This window comes from Paenibacillus camerounensis, from assembly GCF_000723885.1.
GTDB classification, from domain to species: Bacteria; Bacillota; Bacilli; order Paenibacillales; family Paenibacillaceae; genus Paenibacillus_AQ; species Paenibacillus_AQ camerounensis.
On sequence record NZ_CCDG010000053.1, the window covers coordinates 55739 to 74136 of the forward strand.

Sequence of the window (18398 nt, forward strand, 5' to 3'; positions counted from 1 at the left end):
AGAGCATAATGACAACCATAAAGATTCAAAATCCGGTACTGAAGGGCTTCAATCCCGATCCGTCGATTCTCCGCGTCGGTGACGATTATTATATGGCGACATCCACCTTCGAATGGTTCCCCGGTGTGCAGATTCATCATTCCAGGGACATGGTCAACTGGCAGACGCTCTGCTATGCGCTGGACCGGCCGGATCAGCTGGACATGAAGGGAACTGAGGCCTCCGGCGGTGTCTGGGCACCGTGTCTGACCTATGATGAGCGGGAGCAGACCTTTTACCTGATCTATACGATTATGAGAAGTACGAACGGCAATGCGTTTGATCTGGACAACTATGTAGTTACATCCAAGAATATTCTTGGCCCCTGGTCGGAGCGCATCTATCTCAACAGCTCCGGCTTCGATCCTTCACTGTTCCATGACGAGGACGGGCGCAAGTGGCTGGTCAACCTGGAGTGGGAGACGCGCAAAGGGTATGAGCATCCAGGCTCCATTGTCATTCAGGAGTATGATCCGGTGCGGCAGGAGCTGACCGGCACAGCGCGGAGCATCTTCCGCGGAGCAACGGATATGGGCTGCATGGAGGCTCCGCATATCTATAAGCGTAACGGCTATTACTACATGATGACCGCTGAAGGCGGAACCGGCTTCGGACATGGTGTTACGATAGCCAGATCACGCGAGCTGTTCGGCCCATACGAATCCGACCCGTGTAATCCGATTATTACATCCGCCAGGCTGGTCAATCTGGACCGGCGGAATGTGGATGATTACCTGAAGCCATACCAATATAACCCGGATTCTCTGCTGCAAAAAAGCGGGCACGGCTCACTGGTGGAAACGCAGAACGGGGAGTGGTACATCGCCCATTTATGTGCCCGGCCTGTGCTGCCGCAAATCCGCAGTATGCTGGGCAGAGAAACGGCTCTGCAGGCATGTGAATGGACGGCAGACGGCTGGCTGCGCATGATTGGCGGCGGGCAAGCAGCCCTGAGCGAGGTTCCGGCTCCTGAGCTCACCTCTCATCCGTTCGCACCGGAACCGGCCAGAGAGGAATTCGACAGCGGGAAGTGGAACCTTCACCTGAACTCCCTGCGGGTTCCGGTTGATGAGGATTGGGCCGCCCTGTCGGCCCGGCCGGGATTCTTACGGCTGCGCGGGCGGCAATCGCTATTCTCGCTGCATGAGCAGAGTCTGGTGGCACGCCGGCTGCAGTCTGTTAATGCAACGGTAGAGACCTGTGTGGAGTTTGAACCGGAGAACTATCATCAGTCAGCCGGGCTTACGCTCTTCTATGACCAGAATATGTTCTACTATCTGCGGATTTACTATAGTGAGAGCCTGGGAGGGAAGTGTCTGGGTATTCTGTACGCCGACAATGGTACCAAAGTGGAGCTTACGGAGTCGCGGCTGCCGGTCGCGAATTGGGAAAGAGTCTATCTCCGCGCCGAGCTCCTTGAGGGGATGCTGACCTTCTCCGCCTCACCGGACGGGGAGCAGTGGCAGCAGGTCGGCCCGGAGCTGGACGGCACCAAATGCTCGGATGAATACTCCACCTCCGGCCATTTCACCGGCGCCTTCGCCGGGATCAACTGCCAGGATTCGTACCGCAGGCAAATCACAGCGGACTTCGATTACTTTGAGTATCGGGAACATAAGTAGCACACTAAGGCAGAATAAGGACCAGCCCGATCATCCGGCTGGTCTTCTTTGTGCAGCAGGCCAGGCGGCAAGCATGCTATGTTCGCCGCCCCATTCACACTTAACTGCACTTTGTACAATTAGAACGCCTATTTTTGCTCCAAACAGCGTTATAACTGTATTTGGTGCAACTAAAAAGCTCTGTACAGCCGATTTTGGCTGTTTCATGCAGCTTTAGTTGCACAGAATGCAGTTATACGTCGCAGCGGCTCATTTCAGCTGCTTTTAGCTGCACAGAATACATCTATTCTAATCCAGCGGCCTGGATCAAATCCTAACACCCGGCCAACACTCCCCGGCAGACTGCAGTGCAATCCGCCCTCACAGGCGTCTAATGTTAGGATGCCCCGGGATGAGCCGGGTAACTTACTATAGCCTATAGAGAAAGAGGAACCACGTATGAACAAGCCTGTGAGCACCATTGTAAGAACAGTCCTGTTTTTCGCCGGCTGGGCGGCGGTAATTTCTTTTACACCTGATGGACCTTTTAGCAATCCTGCAATCCGTCGGCTGTGGTGGGAGTTCGCGCCTTTGGCGGCAGCTGCATTGTTTACTGTTCTTTTTGTAAGATTCATCGAGCGGGGGAGGATAAGTGTTCCATTAGCGCCACAATTCTTTAAGAATACGTTACTAGGGATAGCGGCAGGTACTTTATGGCTGGGGAGTGCAGTGGCCGTCCTCTTGCTGACAGATACGATGGCGATACATAGCCGGAATGAGGTAGCTTACATATGGATCTGGATATTGGCGTCACTGTTAAATGTGGCTATGCAAGAGCTGCTGGTGAGAGGTTATCTGTATCAACTGTGGAAACACAGGAGCAACAGGCTGGCGGCGGCCGCAGTAACCACACTATTGTTTGTTTTGATGCATGGCGGAGCCTTTGAAGCAGGGATCATCCCGGTTCTGAATGTAGTAACGATGAGTATATTTATGACATTACTGCTGGAATACACAGGCACCTTAATAGCACCGGTTCTGGCTCATTTCGTCTGGAACACGGCGGGGGCGGTGATTTTAGGCGGAGTCTCATTAGCAGGAGATTATCCGAATCTCTATAACAGCAGCTTTCAAGGCTCAGCCCTGCTCTCAGGCGGCGGCTATGCCATAGAGGGCAGCGTTGTTGTCCTTATCATCAACATAGCACTAATAACCGGTGTGCTAGTGCTGAACAGGACTGCTGCCCGTTATATAAAAGCTACATAGACCGCACTTGAATACATAGCTTAAGGGAATAGCCGCGGAGCTCCAGATTAACAGGATTATAAGTTTAATCCCGTCTCATCCAGATTATTGCGGTACTGGTTAGGCGTGAACCCTGTGTATTTCTTGAACACCTGGAAAAAGTATTTCTCATCGTTGTAGCCGACCTTCATCGCGATGTCGCCGATTTTGCGGCTGCGGTCCTTGAGCAGGAGGCAGGCCTGATCGATGCGGATTTTGTGCAGATAGTCGAGGAAATTGGTCTTAATCTGCTGCTTGAACAGCAGGCTCAGATAGCCTGGGGTGATAAACACCTCATTGGCGACCGTCTCACGGCTGATATCCATGTAGTAATTTGCGTCAATGTAGGCAAGGATGGACTCGAACAGCTTGTTTTTGTTCTTTTTGGCATTCAGCAGCTCGTTGACCTTGACGGCAGCGGTAAGCAGCTCACCTTTGATGCCTTCGGGGTCTTCTTTGGAGATATTGTGGATGCTGTCCTGCAGGCTCAGGCCGAAATCGTCCATCCCGCCGGCATTTTTCTCTATATACAGCTTGTACAGGGCAAAATAAAGCGCAAGCGAGCAGCTGACAATCTGTTCCTTGGAGGAGGGGAGAGCTGACATGAACGTGGCGAGACTCTCGCGGATGCTGTTCGCGTCACCGTTCATTACACTCAGCAGCACAGTCTTTTCCTGCAAAATAGGGTAAGACCAGCTCCCGTGCTCAGCCGCCCGGCTATCCTGGGCATTCACAATTTTGCCCGGGCCCAGGGCATAGTGGTCATCCAGTGCATTGATGGCAGAGCTGTAGGACAGGTTGAGACTGGGCAGCTGGGTTCCGGTGACGCCGATGCCGACGGAAACGCCGAGCTTGAGATAATTTTTGGCATTAGACTGGAATTCCCCGGCCAGCGCTAACAGCTCACTGCTGTCCAGCTCAACAGGCATGTTAAGGATGGCGATGATATCATCCTGATGCTCAAAGCTCAGGCCGATATTCGGCTGTCGGACGGTTTCCTCGCTGATATTTTTGAGCCCGTACTTCAGCAGCTCCAGCTCAAACGCCGTATAGCTCTTCTGCAGTGTATGGAGATTGTCCAGCTGCATGACAAGGACAGCGAAATAGTCGTTGGGAAAATAAATCCGGTTAAGCTCCAGACTGTCCCGGATCTTATCGTAGGCTACCTCCTCGGACAGCACCAGCTGGCTGAGGGTCCGCTCCTTCAGCAGCGGCAGGCTCTCGCGGAAGCCTTCAGTCAGCCGCTTCAGATGTGCGGTCTGCCGCTTCTCCTCAAGAATCTCCCCCACTACATTGACAATAGTGTCGGTAATCTCCTGGCGTCTGCTCGGCTTCAGCAGGTAGTCGGATGCGCCGAGTGCGATCGCTTTTTTGACATAATGGAAATCGTTATAGCCGCTCATAATGACCGATTTAACATGCGGGAAGTCGCGCTTTACCTGCTCAATCAGGGCCAGACCGTCCATCTCCGGCATTCGTATGTCGGCCAGCAGAATATCCACGTGGTGCTGGTGCATGAGCTCAAGGGCTTCCGCTCCGTCCCCCGCCTCGGCAATAATCTCCACATCATGGCTGGCCCAGTCGATCAGCGTTCTGATTCCGGTTCTGGCCCGCTCTTCATCATCGACGATCATTAAGTTAATCATGGTTCTCCTCCAATGGTTCAGATGTGACTGGAATGATAAGCTCTACCCGGGTACCTGACCCGGGCCTGCTGGAATACCGGATATTGAACTGATCCTTATAATACAGGCGGAAGCGCTGGATCACATTGGCTACCGCATACCCGCCGGTGTTCGCACCGGTGTGAATGTCATCTTCCTCATGGACATCGGTAATCCTCGCAATCGTCGCCTCATCCATCCCGATGCCATCGTCTTCAATGACAAAACGCAGATACCCGCCGTCTATTTCTCCGGTTATGCTGACTGTTCCGCCCTCACGCTTGCGCTCAATGCCGTGGACCAGGGCATTCTCGATAAAGGGCTGCAGACTCAGCTTCAGGATAACATAGCTGTCCAACTTCTCCGGGATGTCAATTGAATAACGGAGCTTATCGCGGAAACGCATCTGCTGCAGGGACAGGTAGAGCTGGATCAGCTCTTTTTCTTTGGCTACGCTGGTGAAGCTTTTGCCGCGGTTCAGACTAAGCCGGAACAGCCGGGACAGATTGATGACCATCTCGCTGATCTTGTCCTGTCCGGCGCTTTCCGCTTCCCAAAAAATCGTATCCAGCATGTTATAGAGAAAATGCGGGTTAATCTGCGACTGCAGCGCCTTGAGCTCGGCTTCCTGTTCCTTGAGCTTCAGGACGTACACTTCATCCACCAGCGTCTTGATATTGCCGACCATTGTATTGTAGCCGCGGCTTAACAGTCCAATCTCATCCCGGTAGCGCACCTCCACCTTTTCGTCAAAATGCCCGTTCTGGAACCGCCGCATGGAAAACAGCAGCTGCTTAATCGGTGCAGTCAGAAAATTGGACATAACCAGCATCAGGGGTACACTCAGCAGCAGGCTCACCAGAATGGCAATAAAAACAAACAGCTTAATGGAGTTGAGCTCCTTGGTCAGGGTGTCCAGCGGAACCGCATAGAGGATCTGCCAGCCGGCGTTGCTCTGAGTGTAGGTAAGCAGCAGCTCTTCACCGTTCAGATTCATAATTTGTGAGCCGTCTTCTGTACCGTTTTTGGTCTTGGGAAGCTGAAGCGGCTCCTGTTCATTGTAAAAGGGCTTTCCGGCTGTGAGGAACGGCACCCCGTTCTGATCCAGAATCACGATTCCATGGGACTCGTCGTACAGATCCTTCAGATACCGCTTGCGGATCGTTTCGGTGTTAATGCCGACGAAGATCAGCCCGATATTCCGCCCGTTCAGCGTGCTGCGGACAATCCGGCTCATGGCGATTTTCTCATTGCGGTTCACGTCGATGAATACATTATTGCTGCTGTTAAGCGGGTACCAGTAGGAGGCCCCGTTGAATTCAAGCGTCTGCTTATACACTTCACTGGCTGTAATCCGGCTGTAGCTGCCCGGTCCGCTGCTGTCATCGGTGGCAACCTGATAGAGCGGCAGCTCATCCTGGCCGTAAAGGGAGAGGTAATCGAAATTGCCGGTAACCAGCATCTGGTTCATAATGGCCGACATCGTCCCCGAGTAGATCTGCGATTCCAGGTCCACACTGCCGCCCGGTTCATTCTGCAGCGCCTCCTGTACAACCGGGGAGAGGCTGAAGACGGTCACCCAGTCCTTAATGCTCTTTTGCATCTCTACAATATTGTTGTCAATCAGCCGGATGACCGACAGATTGGTCGTGCTGACCTTGTTAACAATCTGTTTTTTGGAGGTGTGAAACGAGTACAGCCCGAGAGCCGACGTAATCAGGGTAATCATCACGATAAAGACAAGGACGATTTTTGTTTTCAGGCTGGTGTTAAAAAAAGTGTCAACCATGTCAGGCCCCCCTCTATCTTCATTCAAGTATATCGTTCACCGATAGGCAGAACAATCATCCCCGGTTAACATTCGACAATCTTCAACTTTATGCACTTTTTCTCTACTGACAGGCATGCAAGGTGCGCAGCAGGGAGGAGTCTCACCCGTATTTCCATTGTATTGAGAATGATTATCAACTATAATGAAGCCTATATCTTTGCCAAGCAGGCTCAGGAGGCTTTTATGAATGTTCACAGTCTTATCCAGTATTGGGCCGCTTCATCCTTCCATTTATTCGATATCCGCCATATTGTGCTGAAGCCCGGTGTGACAATGCCTGCTTATCCGCTTCCGTCGGATGCCTTTGTACTGCTGTGCCGCGGTCAGGGGATTGCGGGGATCGGCGGCCATTCGTTTACACTGTCACGGAGCTGTCTGCTGCATGGCGGTAAAGGGCTGGAGCTGCAGATTGAGAGCCTTGGGCAGCTGGGATTTTATCTGATTTTATATAAAAGCGAGCCCGGATCTGCGTCCGCACCGCGCCATTCACCGGCAGGTACAGCAGAGCCGTTCCGTTTCGTCCCGGAGTTCCCCGCGCTGCTGCACCAGCATGCCCGTGACATCTACGACACTTGGCTTAAGGGCGGGGAGCTGGCCCGGTTTAAAGCGAAAACGGTCTTTTACATGTTCATGCACGAGGTAATGAGCCAGCTGGACCAGGCGCCGGCTGAAGCGGCACAGGCAGACGTTGTGGATCAGGCGATCCGCTACATTGAGGAGCATCTGCAGGAGCCGGTGACCCTTGATGCTATCGCACAAGAGCTGAATTACAGCGTCCGCTATCTGTCCCGGAAGTTCAAAGCCAAGACAGGACGCAGCCCGATCGACTACCACATCCATATCCGCATGGAGAAGGCAGCCAGGCTCCTGCAGGAAACGGACCACACAGTTCAGCATATTGCTGAAAGTGTCGGCTATCATGATTTGTTTTATTTTATCAAACGGTTCAAAAAGCATACCGGCGCCGTCCCCGGACAATTCCGCAAGCTGGCAGTCCAGCTGCAGCAGGTGCCGGATGTTCCATCTAAAAGGCTCAGATCGTCCATGTGGAGCCCGCCGTCTCTCCGTTATACTAAAACCCGAATGAGCCCTGATCATATACGGGTGGAGAGAGGAGATTCTGCTATGTCAAAAGAACACAAAACGCCGCTGGCGGTAGCCCTGCTGCTGTGCATGATGATTCTGCTCAGTGCCTGCGGCGCAGAGCCGTCATCGTCCGCATCACCGCAGCGGATGCAGATTGAGCATGCTATGGGCGTTACCGAGGTAAGCGGCATTCCGGATAGAATCGCTGCGGCTGACTACCGCATTCTGGATTCTTTATACGCGCTTGGCATTCAGCCGTACGCAACGACAACCTACAGCGGATCAGTGGAGCTGCCGTATATGGACAAGGAGGACCAGAATGAAGCGATTGTGCCGCTCGGGGATAAAATCAACCTTGAAGCAGCGGTGGAGACTGAGCCGGATATGATCATTGCCCGCCACATTGAGCCGGATGTGTACGAGCAGCTAAGCAAGGTCGCTCCGGTGCTCGTCTTCCGCGGAGACGGGGATTGGCGTGAGGAGCTGCAGGAGATCGGCAGTGTGGTCGGCAGGGAAGACGAAGCGGCAAAGTGGCTTGCGGACTACGACAAGCAGGCGGCTGAGGTAAAGCAGCGGATTGCCGGGTATGTTGAACCGGGTGAAACGTTCCTGTTCATCCGGCTGCAGAAGGAGATGCAGGCAGCAAGCCCCAATGTGCATCTGGCGGCTACATTAACCAAGGATTTGGGCTTGTCTTATGTATCCGGGCTGGAAAAGCAGGAGGAGAGCTATGCGGCATTATCTCTTGAGGTGCTGCCGGAGCTGAATCCGGACCATATCTTCATGACGGTCGGTAAATCCACTGTCAGCCAGGATGAGGATGCCGAGAAGCTGCTGGCTGATATGCAGCAAACGGCAGTGTGGCAGAAGGTCAGCGCCATTCAAAAGGGCAACCTGCATATTATGCCGCAATGGGTATTCGGAGATTATCCCAATATCAAAAGCAAGTCGCTTGAGCTGGTAGAAGCTGCGCTTACACAGCCGGAATAGCCAGTCTGCGTCTGCCTCCTATAATTTAGCTAATCTTTAGGTTCAGCTTAGGCAGCATTAAGATTGCTGGGGTACAGTTGTAACAAAACCAGCAATCGGCGTGCTCCGGCTGCCGGGTTGTCAACGGGCAGGGGGAAGCAGATGAAGCAGCTGAACAAATTTTTAACTGTAGGTAAGGCAATACTGCTAGTTCTGCTTATTGTTTATGTGGGGTCATTGGTTGATTTTATCTTTGAGCCGTTTAAGTCACTGACAGGCGTTATTCTTATTCCGGTGCTGCTGGCGGTGTTTTTCTATTATCTGTTACGGCCGCTGCTGCCGCTGATGGAGCGCTGGAAGATCAGGCGCTGGACGCTGAAGCGCACGCAGGCTATTCTGCTGATCTATCTCGTGCTTGGCGTGCTGTTAATCGGATTTTTTGGCGGGGTATGGCCTCCGCTGAAATCGCAGCTGCTGACACTGGTGCAGAATGCCCCGCAGCTGTTCGACATCGTTAACGATAAAATATCCGAGCTGGAGCAGTCAGGCTTTTTCGCCAAGCTGTTTCCCGAGGACTTCAGTCTGCTGTCCCAGTTAAATGAATATTTAAGCCAGGGCTTTACCCTGCTGACCAGCTATGTCACCGGTTTATTCTCAGCGGTGTCCAATCTGGCAATCATCCTGTTCACCTTTCCGATTCTGCTGTTCTACATGCTTAAGGAGGGGGACAAGTTCGGTAAAGCCTTTGTCAAAATGGTGCCCCGGCGTTTCCGGGAGCGGGCAGGCACGATTACAGGAGAAATTGACGGCGCATTAAGCAACTACATTGTAAGCAGAGTTATCGTCAATCTGGCACTGGGCGTGCTGATGTATCTTGGATTCCTGCTGATCGGGCTGCCTTACGCCCTTGTGCTGACCCTGATTGCTTTCATTATGAACTTTATTCCTTTTTTCGGAGCGATCATTTCCTCTGTTCCGATTGTGATCATCGGCCTGACTGTTTCGCCAATGGTCGGCTTGTGGTCACTCATCATTATTTTGCTTGCCCAGCAGATTCAGGATAATATAATATCACCGCTGGTTTTTGGCAAAAGCCTCGACATTCATCCGATTACAACGACGGTGCTTGTGCTGGGAGTCGGGAATTTCTTCGGGATTATCGGTATGCTGATTATCATTCCTGTGTACATGGTAATCAAGATTATATCCAAGCATACATACCAGCTGTTTCTCAAGGAGAAGTGGGAGGGACTGTAGGCATATGAGAGCTGAAGGAGGAAGCAGAATGAATCAACCGGAAATGGGAATAAGTTGTGTAGGAAAACTGACGGTGTCACAGCAGGTTATCTCCAAAATAGCCGGAATGGCTGTCCAGGAGACTGAGGCGGTACAGGCGCTTGTGGAAGGCAGCACCAAGCGGAAGAAGCGGGAGGAGTTCTATAAGGCGATCAAGGTGAAAATCAGCGGCAGTGAGCTGTCGGTCCAGCTCTTCCCGATTATTACCCTGGGCACACCGCTTCACCAGCTGGCCCAGCTTCTGCAGCAGAGTATCAAGAGCCAGGTTGAAAAGCTGACCGGGCTGCAAGTGACCGATGTGAATGTAACAGTGGTTGGTGTTGTTGCAGCGCGGTAAAGGTACTGTTCATGAAGCAGTGCGCAAAAAGGCGGCAGTTCAGAGGAATGAGCATTCTCCTTGGCTGCCGCTTTGCTGTGTCTTCCGTTTAATCAGGAATTGTAATGGTAAACACCGTAGCTTCCTGCCTGGTGCCGGACAGCTCAAGTGTTCCGCCCATCCGTTCTGTATTCTTCCGGGCAATAGCCAGCCCGAGGCCTGTCCCGCCGGAGGCGGTTCTGGCTTCATCGCCCCGTACAAAAGGATCGAAGATGGTCGGCCGCAGCTCTTTAGCGATGCCCACACCATTATCGGCGATTTCAATGACCACCGCATCCGGCCTTGGTGCCAGCCCGATCCGCAGCGTTGTTCCCGGCGGATTGTAAGCCAGTGCATTGGTGACCAGATTCTGGACTACCCGTGACAGCAGCTCCGGATCGAACTGGGCATAGACGTCTTGATCGGGCACCTCAAGCCGCAGCGTGAACTGCTTCTGTTCAATCTCCCCGTAAGCCCCGGCGATAATCTCCCGCAGGAAATCGCCGAGCTCATGACGCCCCATTTTCAGCAGAAAATCCGGAGAGTCGGTCTTAAGCAGCTCCATCATATTCTGGATCAGCCTGGTGACCTGAAAGGACTTGTTGTAAATGTAGAGTAAATATTTCCGCTGCCTTTCCGCATCCTCCACCCGGCCTTCATATAGGGCCTGAGCATACCCCTGAATACTGGTAATCGGCGTCTTGAGGTCATGGGACAGATCCATAATCATCCGCTGCTTGCTGTCCTCGGCCCGCTGCTTGGCGATAGTGGTACGTTCAATCATATCCGCCATGTAATTAAAGGTCTCAGCCATCTGCTCAAATTCCTTCTCGGCATGAACGGTAAGACGGGTGTTGTAATTACCCTGGATCATTTCCTTAAGTCCCTGGACTATAGTCTTCAGCGGCTTCAGGATACGCCGGGCAACGGAATAGCTGTACGTAACAACCAGCAGCAGCAGCAGCATGGCGCCAAGCATAATGTAGAAGGTAACCGACCTGTTAAAATAAGACATGAACGGATAGCTGTTAATCGTGATGTCGATACGGTCCCGGGGAATCTTCAGCAGCAGCCAGCCTGCAGCGCCGTTCTGCGGATAAGCCGCCAGGGAGGTGTAGTAAGCCTGATCCGGATCATTCTCGAGCAGTTGATAAATCTGTTCTTCCGAGTAGCTGTGAGGAGCATCCCGTTTGCTTCCGACGACCTGGCGGACCGTCTTGCTGCTGTCCAGCACCTCCAGCCAGCCCTCACTGCGCAGCAGCTTCTCTGTCTCCGGTCCGTTCTGCGGATTGTCCAGATACAGACTGGCCTGCGTCTTGAGGTCAGGGTCAGCCAGCTGGTAATCCTGGAGCTTCTGCGCGACATCCAGCTGCATGAAGGCATAGGTGCCGAAGATAATAATCGTCACGGTTAACAGCACAATAAGCAGAAACCGCAGAAAATCAATGGCCAGCGATGCCTGCAGCGGCCTCTGCTGTCTATTTTTCCACAGGCGCATTGATTTTGTACCCCAGTCCGCGGATCGTTTTCAGATACTCCGGCTTTTTGGAATCCCGTTCAATCTTCTCGCGGATGTTGCTGATATGCACCATGATGCTGTTATCCTCGTACATATAGAAATCCTCCCATACGGCTTCATAGATCCGCTTACGGGTAAAAACCCGGCCCGGCTCCTCCATCATCAGCTTGAGAATTTTGTATTCGGTCGATGTCAGCACAACAGGCTCGCCGGACACATACAGCATGCATTCATTCAAATCCAGGGTAAGTGCACCCAGTACAAGCTGATCCAACTCGGGCTCCGGCGGAAGGGCCGGCACATCAAAATGATGAACCCTGCGCAGCAGGGCGTTCGCTCTCGCGACAACCTCCAGCGGATTAAAGGGCTTCGCTATATAGTCGTCAGCGCCCAGCTCAAGTCCAAGAATTTTGTCATGATCCTGGCTCTTGGCTGACAAGAACAGGACGGGAAAGCGGTGTGAGCCGCGGATGCTCTTCAGCAGCTGCAGCCCGTCCATCCCCGGCATCATAATATCAAGAATAGCCAGATCAACAGTCTGCTCCCGGATCAGAAGCTGAGCCTCTAATCCGGATGAAGCGCTAAGAATATGGTAGTCTTTTTCAAGATAAAGCTGTAGCAGTTCAACAATTTCAGGCTCGTCATCAGCAATCAGTATCGTATATATAATCCATCACCCCTGGCCAGTATAGCGGTCTAATCTTTATCTATTCTAAACCAAATCTAAGGTTTGGATAAAGTTTTGGCCGGCGGCTATGCGCCAAGCACCTTCTTTCTCAGGTCCAGCAGCCACAAGGCAGACTCCTTCATGTACGCTAGCTGATCCTGAGCACCGAAATGCTCAATGACAAAGGTGTCATCATAGCCGCTCTTGAGCAGATCCGTTACAAGCTCTTTCATCGGAATGCTGCCGCTCCCGGCAGGAACCGCATACATGGCCCGGCCGTCCACTGTCAGCTTAGGCTCCTCCTTAGGGTCAACCTCAAACGTCCGGTCCTTGCAGTGGACATAGCCGATATGAGGTCTGCAGCGTTCGTAGGCTACGAGGACATCTTCTCCGCTGTACAGAAAATTCCCGGTATCAAAGAAGCAGGACAGCTCAGGTATTTCCTCTACAAAAGACAGCAGCTGCGCTGTTGTGGCGAACGGCGCCCTGGCGTCATCAAAATCCTCCATACCGACCGTAATGCCCAGCGGTTTGGCATGCGCGCACATGTCGGCAACGGCCTCCTTCATGTATTGCACACATTGCTGATACTCCACGGTAGCAGGGTCCTGCTCATGCTCCTCCACAAAGCCCGGAATAACCAGCACACGCGGGGCTCCTGCCCGGCCGGCCATGGACAGAAAGGAGGTAATCTGTTCCTCCCTTACTACGCTGCCGGTAATATGGCCAAAATCAAAAAAGCCGTACATGCAGCTTACCCTTAGTCCTGTCTTCTCCAGCAGGGTCAGTATCGCGTCTTCCTCTGTTTGAAACCGGTCGGCGTCCATCTCCAGTGCGTCAATGCCGAAGCTCTTAACTAGTGTGCAGATTTCCTCCAGGCTCCGGCCGGTCTGGCCGGCTGCTTCACGGATATGCTCATAGAATACAGATAATTTCATCGCTGCTTCTCCTTGTGTATATGGATTATTTCGCGCCGTGCGGATTAATCGCTTTCATAATATGTTTCAGCTGTCTCTTTGCCAATCTTCTTAAATCTATGCTCCTGCCACAGCATTGTCAACAAGCCGGGTGGACAGCCTTGCCCGGATTCCTGTCATATTGTCGCCGGAAAGGATATAGAATGCAAAGGGGTGGAAATAAAGCGGTTTCGCTGATTCAGATCCTGTTATTATAACGATTTCAAAGGCACGTTACGCGCGGCGTGTATTGAAATAAGCAGCTATCCGAAAAATTTTAGGAGGAATACGATGCGTAGAAGGAAATGGGCAGCGCTGTTTATGACTCTGGCACTTCTGATTACGTTATTCCCGGCTGGTAAAGCGGCAGAAGCAGCAACCAGCTGGAACCTGGTGTGGAGCGACGAATTCAACGGAACCTCGCTGAATACGGCAGACTGGACTGCGGAGAATGGAACCGGCAGCAGCGGCTGGGGGAATAACGAGCTGCAGTATTATACGAACCGTTCGCAGAACCTTCAGGTAACAGGCGGCAATCTGGTCATTACAGCCCAGAAGGAATCGTATAACGGTAGCAGCTACACTTCGGCCCGGATCAAGACGCAGGGTAAAAAGAGCTTCACCTACGGTAAAATTGAAGCCCGGATGAAGCTGCCTTCGGGTCAGGGCATCTGGCCGGCCTTCTGGATGCTCGGCTCTAATATGGATACCGTCGGCTGGCCGAAAAGCGGCGAGATCGACATTATGGAGCGGGTAAATAATAACGCTTATGTTAACGGCACTGTTCATTGGGATGCCAACGGCCACGCCGAGTACGGTAAGGTATCCGGCAATCTCGATTTCTCGCAGTTTCATGTGTACAGCATCGAATGGGATGCGAAGTACATCAGATGGTATGTGGACGGCAACCTGTTTAATGAGTTTTACATTGAGAATAACACCGGTAACACAGAAGAATTCCAGAAGCCGTTCTTTCTGCTGCTGAACCTCGCGGTGGGCGGTAACTGGCCGGGCAGCCCGAATGCTTCGACTGCCTTCCCGGCGCAGATGCTGGTGGATTATGTACGGGTCTATCAGGCTGCTTCACCTGCAAGCATTGTCAGCGGGGGTGTATACACCTTTGCCTCCAAGGCAAGCGGTAAAGTAATGGATGTGGTCGACGTATCCACGGCAGCCGGCGCCAAAATCCACCAATGGACCAATTACACGGCCGCTAACCAGCAGTTCCGGGTAGACAGCACGGGTGACGGATACTACAAGCTTACAGCTGTACACAGCGGCAAGGTGCTGGATGTTCCGAATTCGTCCACAGCTACAGGCGTTCAGCTGCAGCAGTGGAACGATAACGGAACGGATGCGCAGAGATGGCGGATTGTTGATGCCGGCGGAGGTTACTACAAGCTGATATCCAAGGTGAGTGGCCTGGCAGTGGATGTATCCGGTTCCTCCACAGCCGATGGCGCGGCAGTGCAGCAATGGACTGACAACGGAACAGATGCTCAGAAGTGGGCTCTGACCAAGGTGAACTAAGTCGTACCGGGGATTGAGGCTGCTGATTCATACCGCTGTCATTAGTTCAGCTAAAAGCTAAAAAGTATGCTGCCGTCCGAAAGGTTTCGCGGGACCGCAGCTGTAATAGGCTTGGCTACGAAAAAACACACCGCCGGGTGTGTTTTTTGCTGTGGTTATAGTGGTGCTGTGGATATGTGCTGCTTGTGATGCGAGCTGTTTGGGATATGTGTTGCTTGGTATGAGTGCTGCAGTTTCTGCTGCTACGCGGATGTTTTTGCTTTTTCTTTTCGCGGCCACAGGAAATATGAGCCTGCAATCAGCAGATCGATACCGACAACAATTGTCCATATGCTGAGAACACCCTGCAAGGCTTCGGTGCGGGCAGGCTCATCGATCCAGCGGATCAGACCGTAGAGAATGCCGGCTCCCAGCAGAAAGGACAGCAAATGCAATAGCCAGCTCCTGAAATAATGCAGGGCATGGTCCATTCCGGTACGCTTGAGCGGCGGGGTTCCTTGTTTCGTTACATAATAACGGAAGCGTTCGTCTGCCCAGCGGATCATGCTTTTGCCGAAAACGACGGATACCGAGATATAGACAGCTGCGATGGCATGGGCGGTAGTAGCGGTGGCGCCTTTGGACAGATCAGTCCCTGCAATGACCAGCAGAATAAGGTCCAGCACCGGAGTTAGCGCGAGAAAGAACAGCCCCAGCTTAGGGTGCTTAAATATATAACGTATAGTAAGACCTGCAATAATTACAACCCAGAACAGAATTTCAACAGTGACAATAGCCCAGGCTACAGTGTTCATCATGCACTCCTCATCAGAAAATGTTGTAGTTAAGAGGGATTATAGCAGCCGGATTTAAATAATACAACTGTATTATTTAAATTGCAGCCTAATCCGGTGGTATGCTACAATACGGACATGCCAAAAATAGTCGATCACGAAGAACGGAAATCACATATTGCCGAAGCCACCTGGCGCGTCATTCTGAATCAGGGAATGAAAGGGGCTACGGTACGCAAAATAGCCCAGGAAGCCGGAGTATCGCTGGGCGCTTTGCGTCATTATTTTGCAACCCAGCAGGAGCTGCTTGGCTTTGCCATGAAGCTGGTCAGTGACCGGGCTAACGCCAGAATTAAAGACATTGCCGGTCTTGGCTTACCGCCGAAGGAGCTGGTAACGAGGGTACTGATGGAGCTGCTGCCTTTAAATGATAATAATATGGCGGAGATGGAGGTATGGTTCGCGTTTGTGTTTCACCTTAAGTATGCAGAGGAGGACTACGGCGGTTTAAATGACGGAATTTATCCGGGGATTGTCAATCTGCTGGGCCATTTAGAGGAGTGTGAGCTGCTGCGGGAGGGGCTGGATATGAGCATCGAAGCGGAGCGGCTGTACGCACTGCTTGACGGGGTGGCGCTCCATGCGCTGCTTGAACCCCAGCGGCTGGACAGAGAGCGGATCCTTCGCGTGCTGCACAGCCATATGGATTCGATTTGCAGGGAGTAGGGGGATGGGAATTTAAGCAGGCATGACCGCGGGAAAGGATAGCAACCAAAGGGGAAAACCCCTTTGATTGGGCCCGAAACAGTGGGACGGAGGCGGATTCACATATTAGTTACTTAACTAGCGCCCGTCCATATGACAACGTACAAATTACACACTTATCTTGCTCCCTACCTACGTACCCTCCAGGTCCCTCAATATCCCGCTTTATCCGCTCACCCGACGCTGTCAGCAATATCCAAACCCCAGTATCGTAAAGCATTTGTCCTGTTCGCCGTCAGCCATGGTAATTTCCACTGTATGCTCACCGCTCGTCTCCTGATGGTACACAATGACTGCGTTGCAGTGGGTCCAGTTGTTCACATGCGGATCAGCGGTGAGCACGGGCTTGCCGTCCACACGGACATCAGCGCTGCCGAAGCCGGTGCTGCCGGAATCCTTGTATACCAGGATGAGGCTTTTGCTGGTGATTGTTAATCTGAAGGGCTTGCCTCCGGCCTCCGCCGGGCGCATCCAGTTATACGGGAACTCGGGTGTCCCGGACGGATTATCGTCCAGCTCCACCATCTGCAGGTCCGTATCGGTCCCTGTGAAGCTGCCCGGCTCAATCCGCACATTTCCGGGTGAGCTTGAACGGTCCAGCAGCCGGATATTCCTGAAACTGTTCCCGATTACCGGAGGCTGATGCAGATCAATATCCTCAGCGTCTGCCTGAGCGGCGGCGGCCTGCTGAAACAGATGAATCAGGCAGTCGGCCATGACCCGGTGTCCATCATTAGCAGGATGATAGATGTCGTAGAAAAACTGTCTTTTGGAGATCACATTCCCCTCCGCCTTGGTCAGCTTGAATTGTGGGGTCACGGCGTCTTTTACACTAACCATAGGCAGATTATAGCGAATCCCGACAGGGGAGAGCCGCTCCTGAAGATTCCAGTCATTTATGAATACGCTGAACAGCAGTATGACTGCAGGCTGATTGTCAGCGGACAAAATGTTCAGGCACAGGCTCTCATAGCAGTTGCCCTTGGTTTCGTCCCCCTCGTCGTTGACGGCAAACTCCACAATCACAATATCCGGCTTGGCAGCTCCATCCCTGAGCACATCTCTTTCGTAGCGGATAATGCCTAATTCTGACGGCGTACCGCCAACTCCCGCTTTTATAAAATGAACATTCCCGCCTCCGTCCTTACCGAACAGCGCTTTGAAGCCCAGATATGACTGATAGGCATAACATTCCGTATGAATCGGCTTCGCTCCCGCACCCTGGGTGATGGAACCCCCGATATAGGCAATGGTGACGTCTTCACCCCGGGCAGCCTTAGCTATAGCAGCCTTCAGCCGAAGGTTGTTACCCGAATGGAACAGGGAATGCGAGATCATCTCATGGTACGGCTCCGAACGGAAGGCAACCGGCGTTTCGGGTGACAGCTCAGGCGCAGCATACCCCTCATTCAGATAAAAAATAATACTCGCCACCGCAAGCCCGCCCGCCTGATCGAACTCAAAGGCAAATTTACCGGGAACATCATCGTCTGCTGACCAGCTTATTTGATCCAGCTGAATGATCAGCTCTGAGCCGTCTGCCGGACAAGGAAGCCGAAGCGCTGTGCCGGAGGTGTATTTGTCTGTTTGTCCCCAGTTCTGAAGCAGGAAAGTAATATCCCCCTGATTATGCCCCGCTTTGACCGACACCCCGATGCTATGGACTAAAGTGCGGAAGCCGGCACAAGTCTGCAGCAGCTCCAGCATATGCGCATCCTCAACACCGCCGATATAGCGGGCCTTGTCAATCAGGTAGCTGCCCTCCAGATAGACCTCCTGTGACGGCTTGCCTGCAGGGCGTGCAGTTGCTTCAATATGGGTTTCGAACAGCACAAAAAATCCGTGCCGGCGCTCAGCAGGATCTTTGGGGGCTCTGGGCCCGCTGCCGGCGGTGATCATATCCTGGGAGCTTATTGAATCTGACATATATCAATCATCCTCATGGCTGAAATTTTGAAGGCGCTTACGAATGATAGCTGAACAAGAAAACAGATGCGCCATACAATGCCTACACTTTAGCAGAAATCCATGCTGTACGAAATGCGGTCCCTTGTGAAAAGTGT

Annotated in this window: 14 protein-coding genes; 7 read left to right on the plus strand and 7 right to left on the minus strand. The window is 52.5% G+C overall.

The genetic code is table 11. From position 1 onward, the window contains the following. Positions 1-8 precede the first annotated feature (8 nt). A complete protein-coding gene (locus BN3772_RS19665; protein WP_042201604.1) occupies positions 9-1661 on the plus strand; it encodes a glycoside hydrolase family 43 protein in 1653 nt (550 codons plus the stop codon). 438 nt (positions 1662-2099) lie between these two features. Then, complete coding sequence (locus BN3772_RS19670; protein ID WP_042201605.1) at positions 2100-2906, plus strand: CPBP family intramembrane glutamic endopeptidase; 807 nt, start codon at positions 2100-2102, stop codon at positions 2904-2906. Positions 2907-2962: 56 nt separating this feature from the next. Here the strand turns inward: BN3772_RS19670 and BN3772_RS19675 are convergent, their stop codons facing one another. Further along, positions 2963-4570, minus strand: coding sequence for a response regulator transcription factor (locus BN3772_RS19675; protein ID WP_042201606.1), 1608 nt, complete (start codon positions 4568-4570; stop codon positions 2963-2965). After that, on the minus strand, positions 4563-6377 hold the full coding sequence (locus tag BN3772_RS19680; protein ID WP_042201608.1) for a sensor histidine kinase: 1815 nt from the start codon (positions 6375-6377) through the stop codon (positions 4563-4565). Before BN3772_RS19680 ends, BN3772_RS19675 begins: the two co-directional genes overlap by 8 nt. Before the next feature lie 225 nt (positions 6378-6602). Here BN3772_RS19680 and BN3772_RS19685 point away from each other — a divergent pair, with 225 nt between their 5' ends. The 3 genes from BN3772_RS19685 (at position 6603) to BN3772_RS19695 (ending at position 10107) form a co-directional block, all read left to right on the plus strand. Then, positions 6603-8495, plus strand: a complete 1893-nt coding sequence (locus BN3772_RS19685; RefSeq protein ID WP_167336688.1) for an AraC family transcriptional regulator — start codon at positions 6603-6605, stop codon at positions 8493-8495. A 141-nt stretch (positions 8496-8636) separates the two neighbouring features. After that, on the plus strand, positions 8637-9731 hold the full coding sequence (locus BN3772_RS19690; protein ID WP_042201611.1) for an AI-2E family transporter: 1095 nt from the start codon (positions 8637-8639) through the stop codon (positions 9729-9731). 28 nt (positions 9732-9759) lie between these two features. Then, positions 9760-10107 (plus strand): Asp23/Gls24 family envelope stress response protein, encoded by a 348-nt coding sequence (locus BN3772_RS19695; protein WP_042201613.1) that lies wholly within the window; start codon positions 9760-9762, stop codon positions 10105-10107. An 88-nt stretch (positions 10108-10195) separates the two neighbouring features. On the opposite strand, the gene BN3772_RS19700 is transcribed toward BN3772_RS19695, so the two are convergent. The 3 genes from BN3772_RS19700 to BN3772_RS19710 form a co-directional block, all read right to left on the minus strand. Then, positions 10196-11623 (minus strand): sensor histidine kinase, encoded by a 1428-nt coding sequence (locus BN3772_RS19700; protein ID WP_042201615.1) that lies wholly within the window; start codon positions 11621-11623, stop codon positions 10196-10198. Beyond that, the gene (locus tag BN3772_RS19705; RefSeq protein ID WP_042201616.1) at positions 11604-12314 is read right to left on the minus strand and encodes a response regulator transcription factor; all 711 of its coding nucleotides are present in this window, start codon (positions 12312-12314) and stop codon (positions 11604-11606) included. The genes BN3772_RS19700 and BN3772_RS19705 overlap by 20 nt, the downstream gene beginning before the upstream one ends. Before the next feature lie 83 nt (positions 12315-12397). Next, the gene (locus BN3772_RS19710) at positions 12398-13249 is read right to left on the minus strand and encodes a sugar phosphate isomerase/epimerase family protein (protein WP_042201619.1); all 852 of its coding nucleotides are present in this window, start codon (positions 13247-13249) and stop codon (positions 12398-12400) included. A 309-nt stretch (positions 13250-13558) separates the two neighbouring features. On the opposite strand from BN3772_RS19710, the gene BN3772_RS19715 reads away from it, so the two are divergent. Then, positions 13559-14797, plus strand: a complete 1239-nt coding sequence (locus BN3772_RS19715; protein ID WP_042201621.1) for an RICIN domain-containing protein — start codon at positions 13559-13561, stop codon at positions 14795-14797. A gap of 242 nt (positions 14798-15039) precedes the next feature. Here the strand turns inward: BN3772_RS19715 and BN3772_RS19720 are convergent, their stop codons facing one another. Beyond that, entirely contained in the window at positions 15040-15591 is a 552-nt protein-coding gene (locus BN3772_RS19720) for a hypothetical protein (RefSeq protein ID WP_042201623.1), read from the minus strand. 117 nt (positions 15592-15708) lie between these two features. Between BN3772_RS19720 and BN3772_RS19725 the strand changes: the two genes are divergently transcribed. Then, on the plus strand, positions 15709-16296 hold the full coding sequence (locus BN3772_RS19725) for a TetR/AcrR family transcriptional regulator (RefSeq protein ID WP_042201681.1): 588 nt from the start codon (positions 15709-15711) through the stop codon (positions 16294-16296). Positions 16297-16521: 225 nt separating this feature from the next. Here the strand turns inward: BN3772_RS19725 and BN3772_RS19730 are convergent, their stop codons facing one another. Beyond that, a complete protein-coding gene (locus BN3772_RS19730; RefSeq protein ID WP_086074668.1) occupies positions 16522-18261 on the minus strand; it encodes an SGNH/GDSL hydrolase family protein in 1740 nt (579 codons plus the stop codon). Positions 18262-18398: the final 137 nt, after the last annotated feature.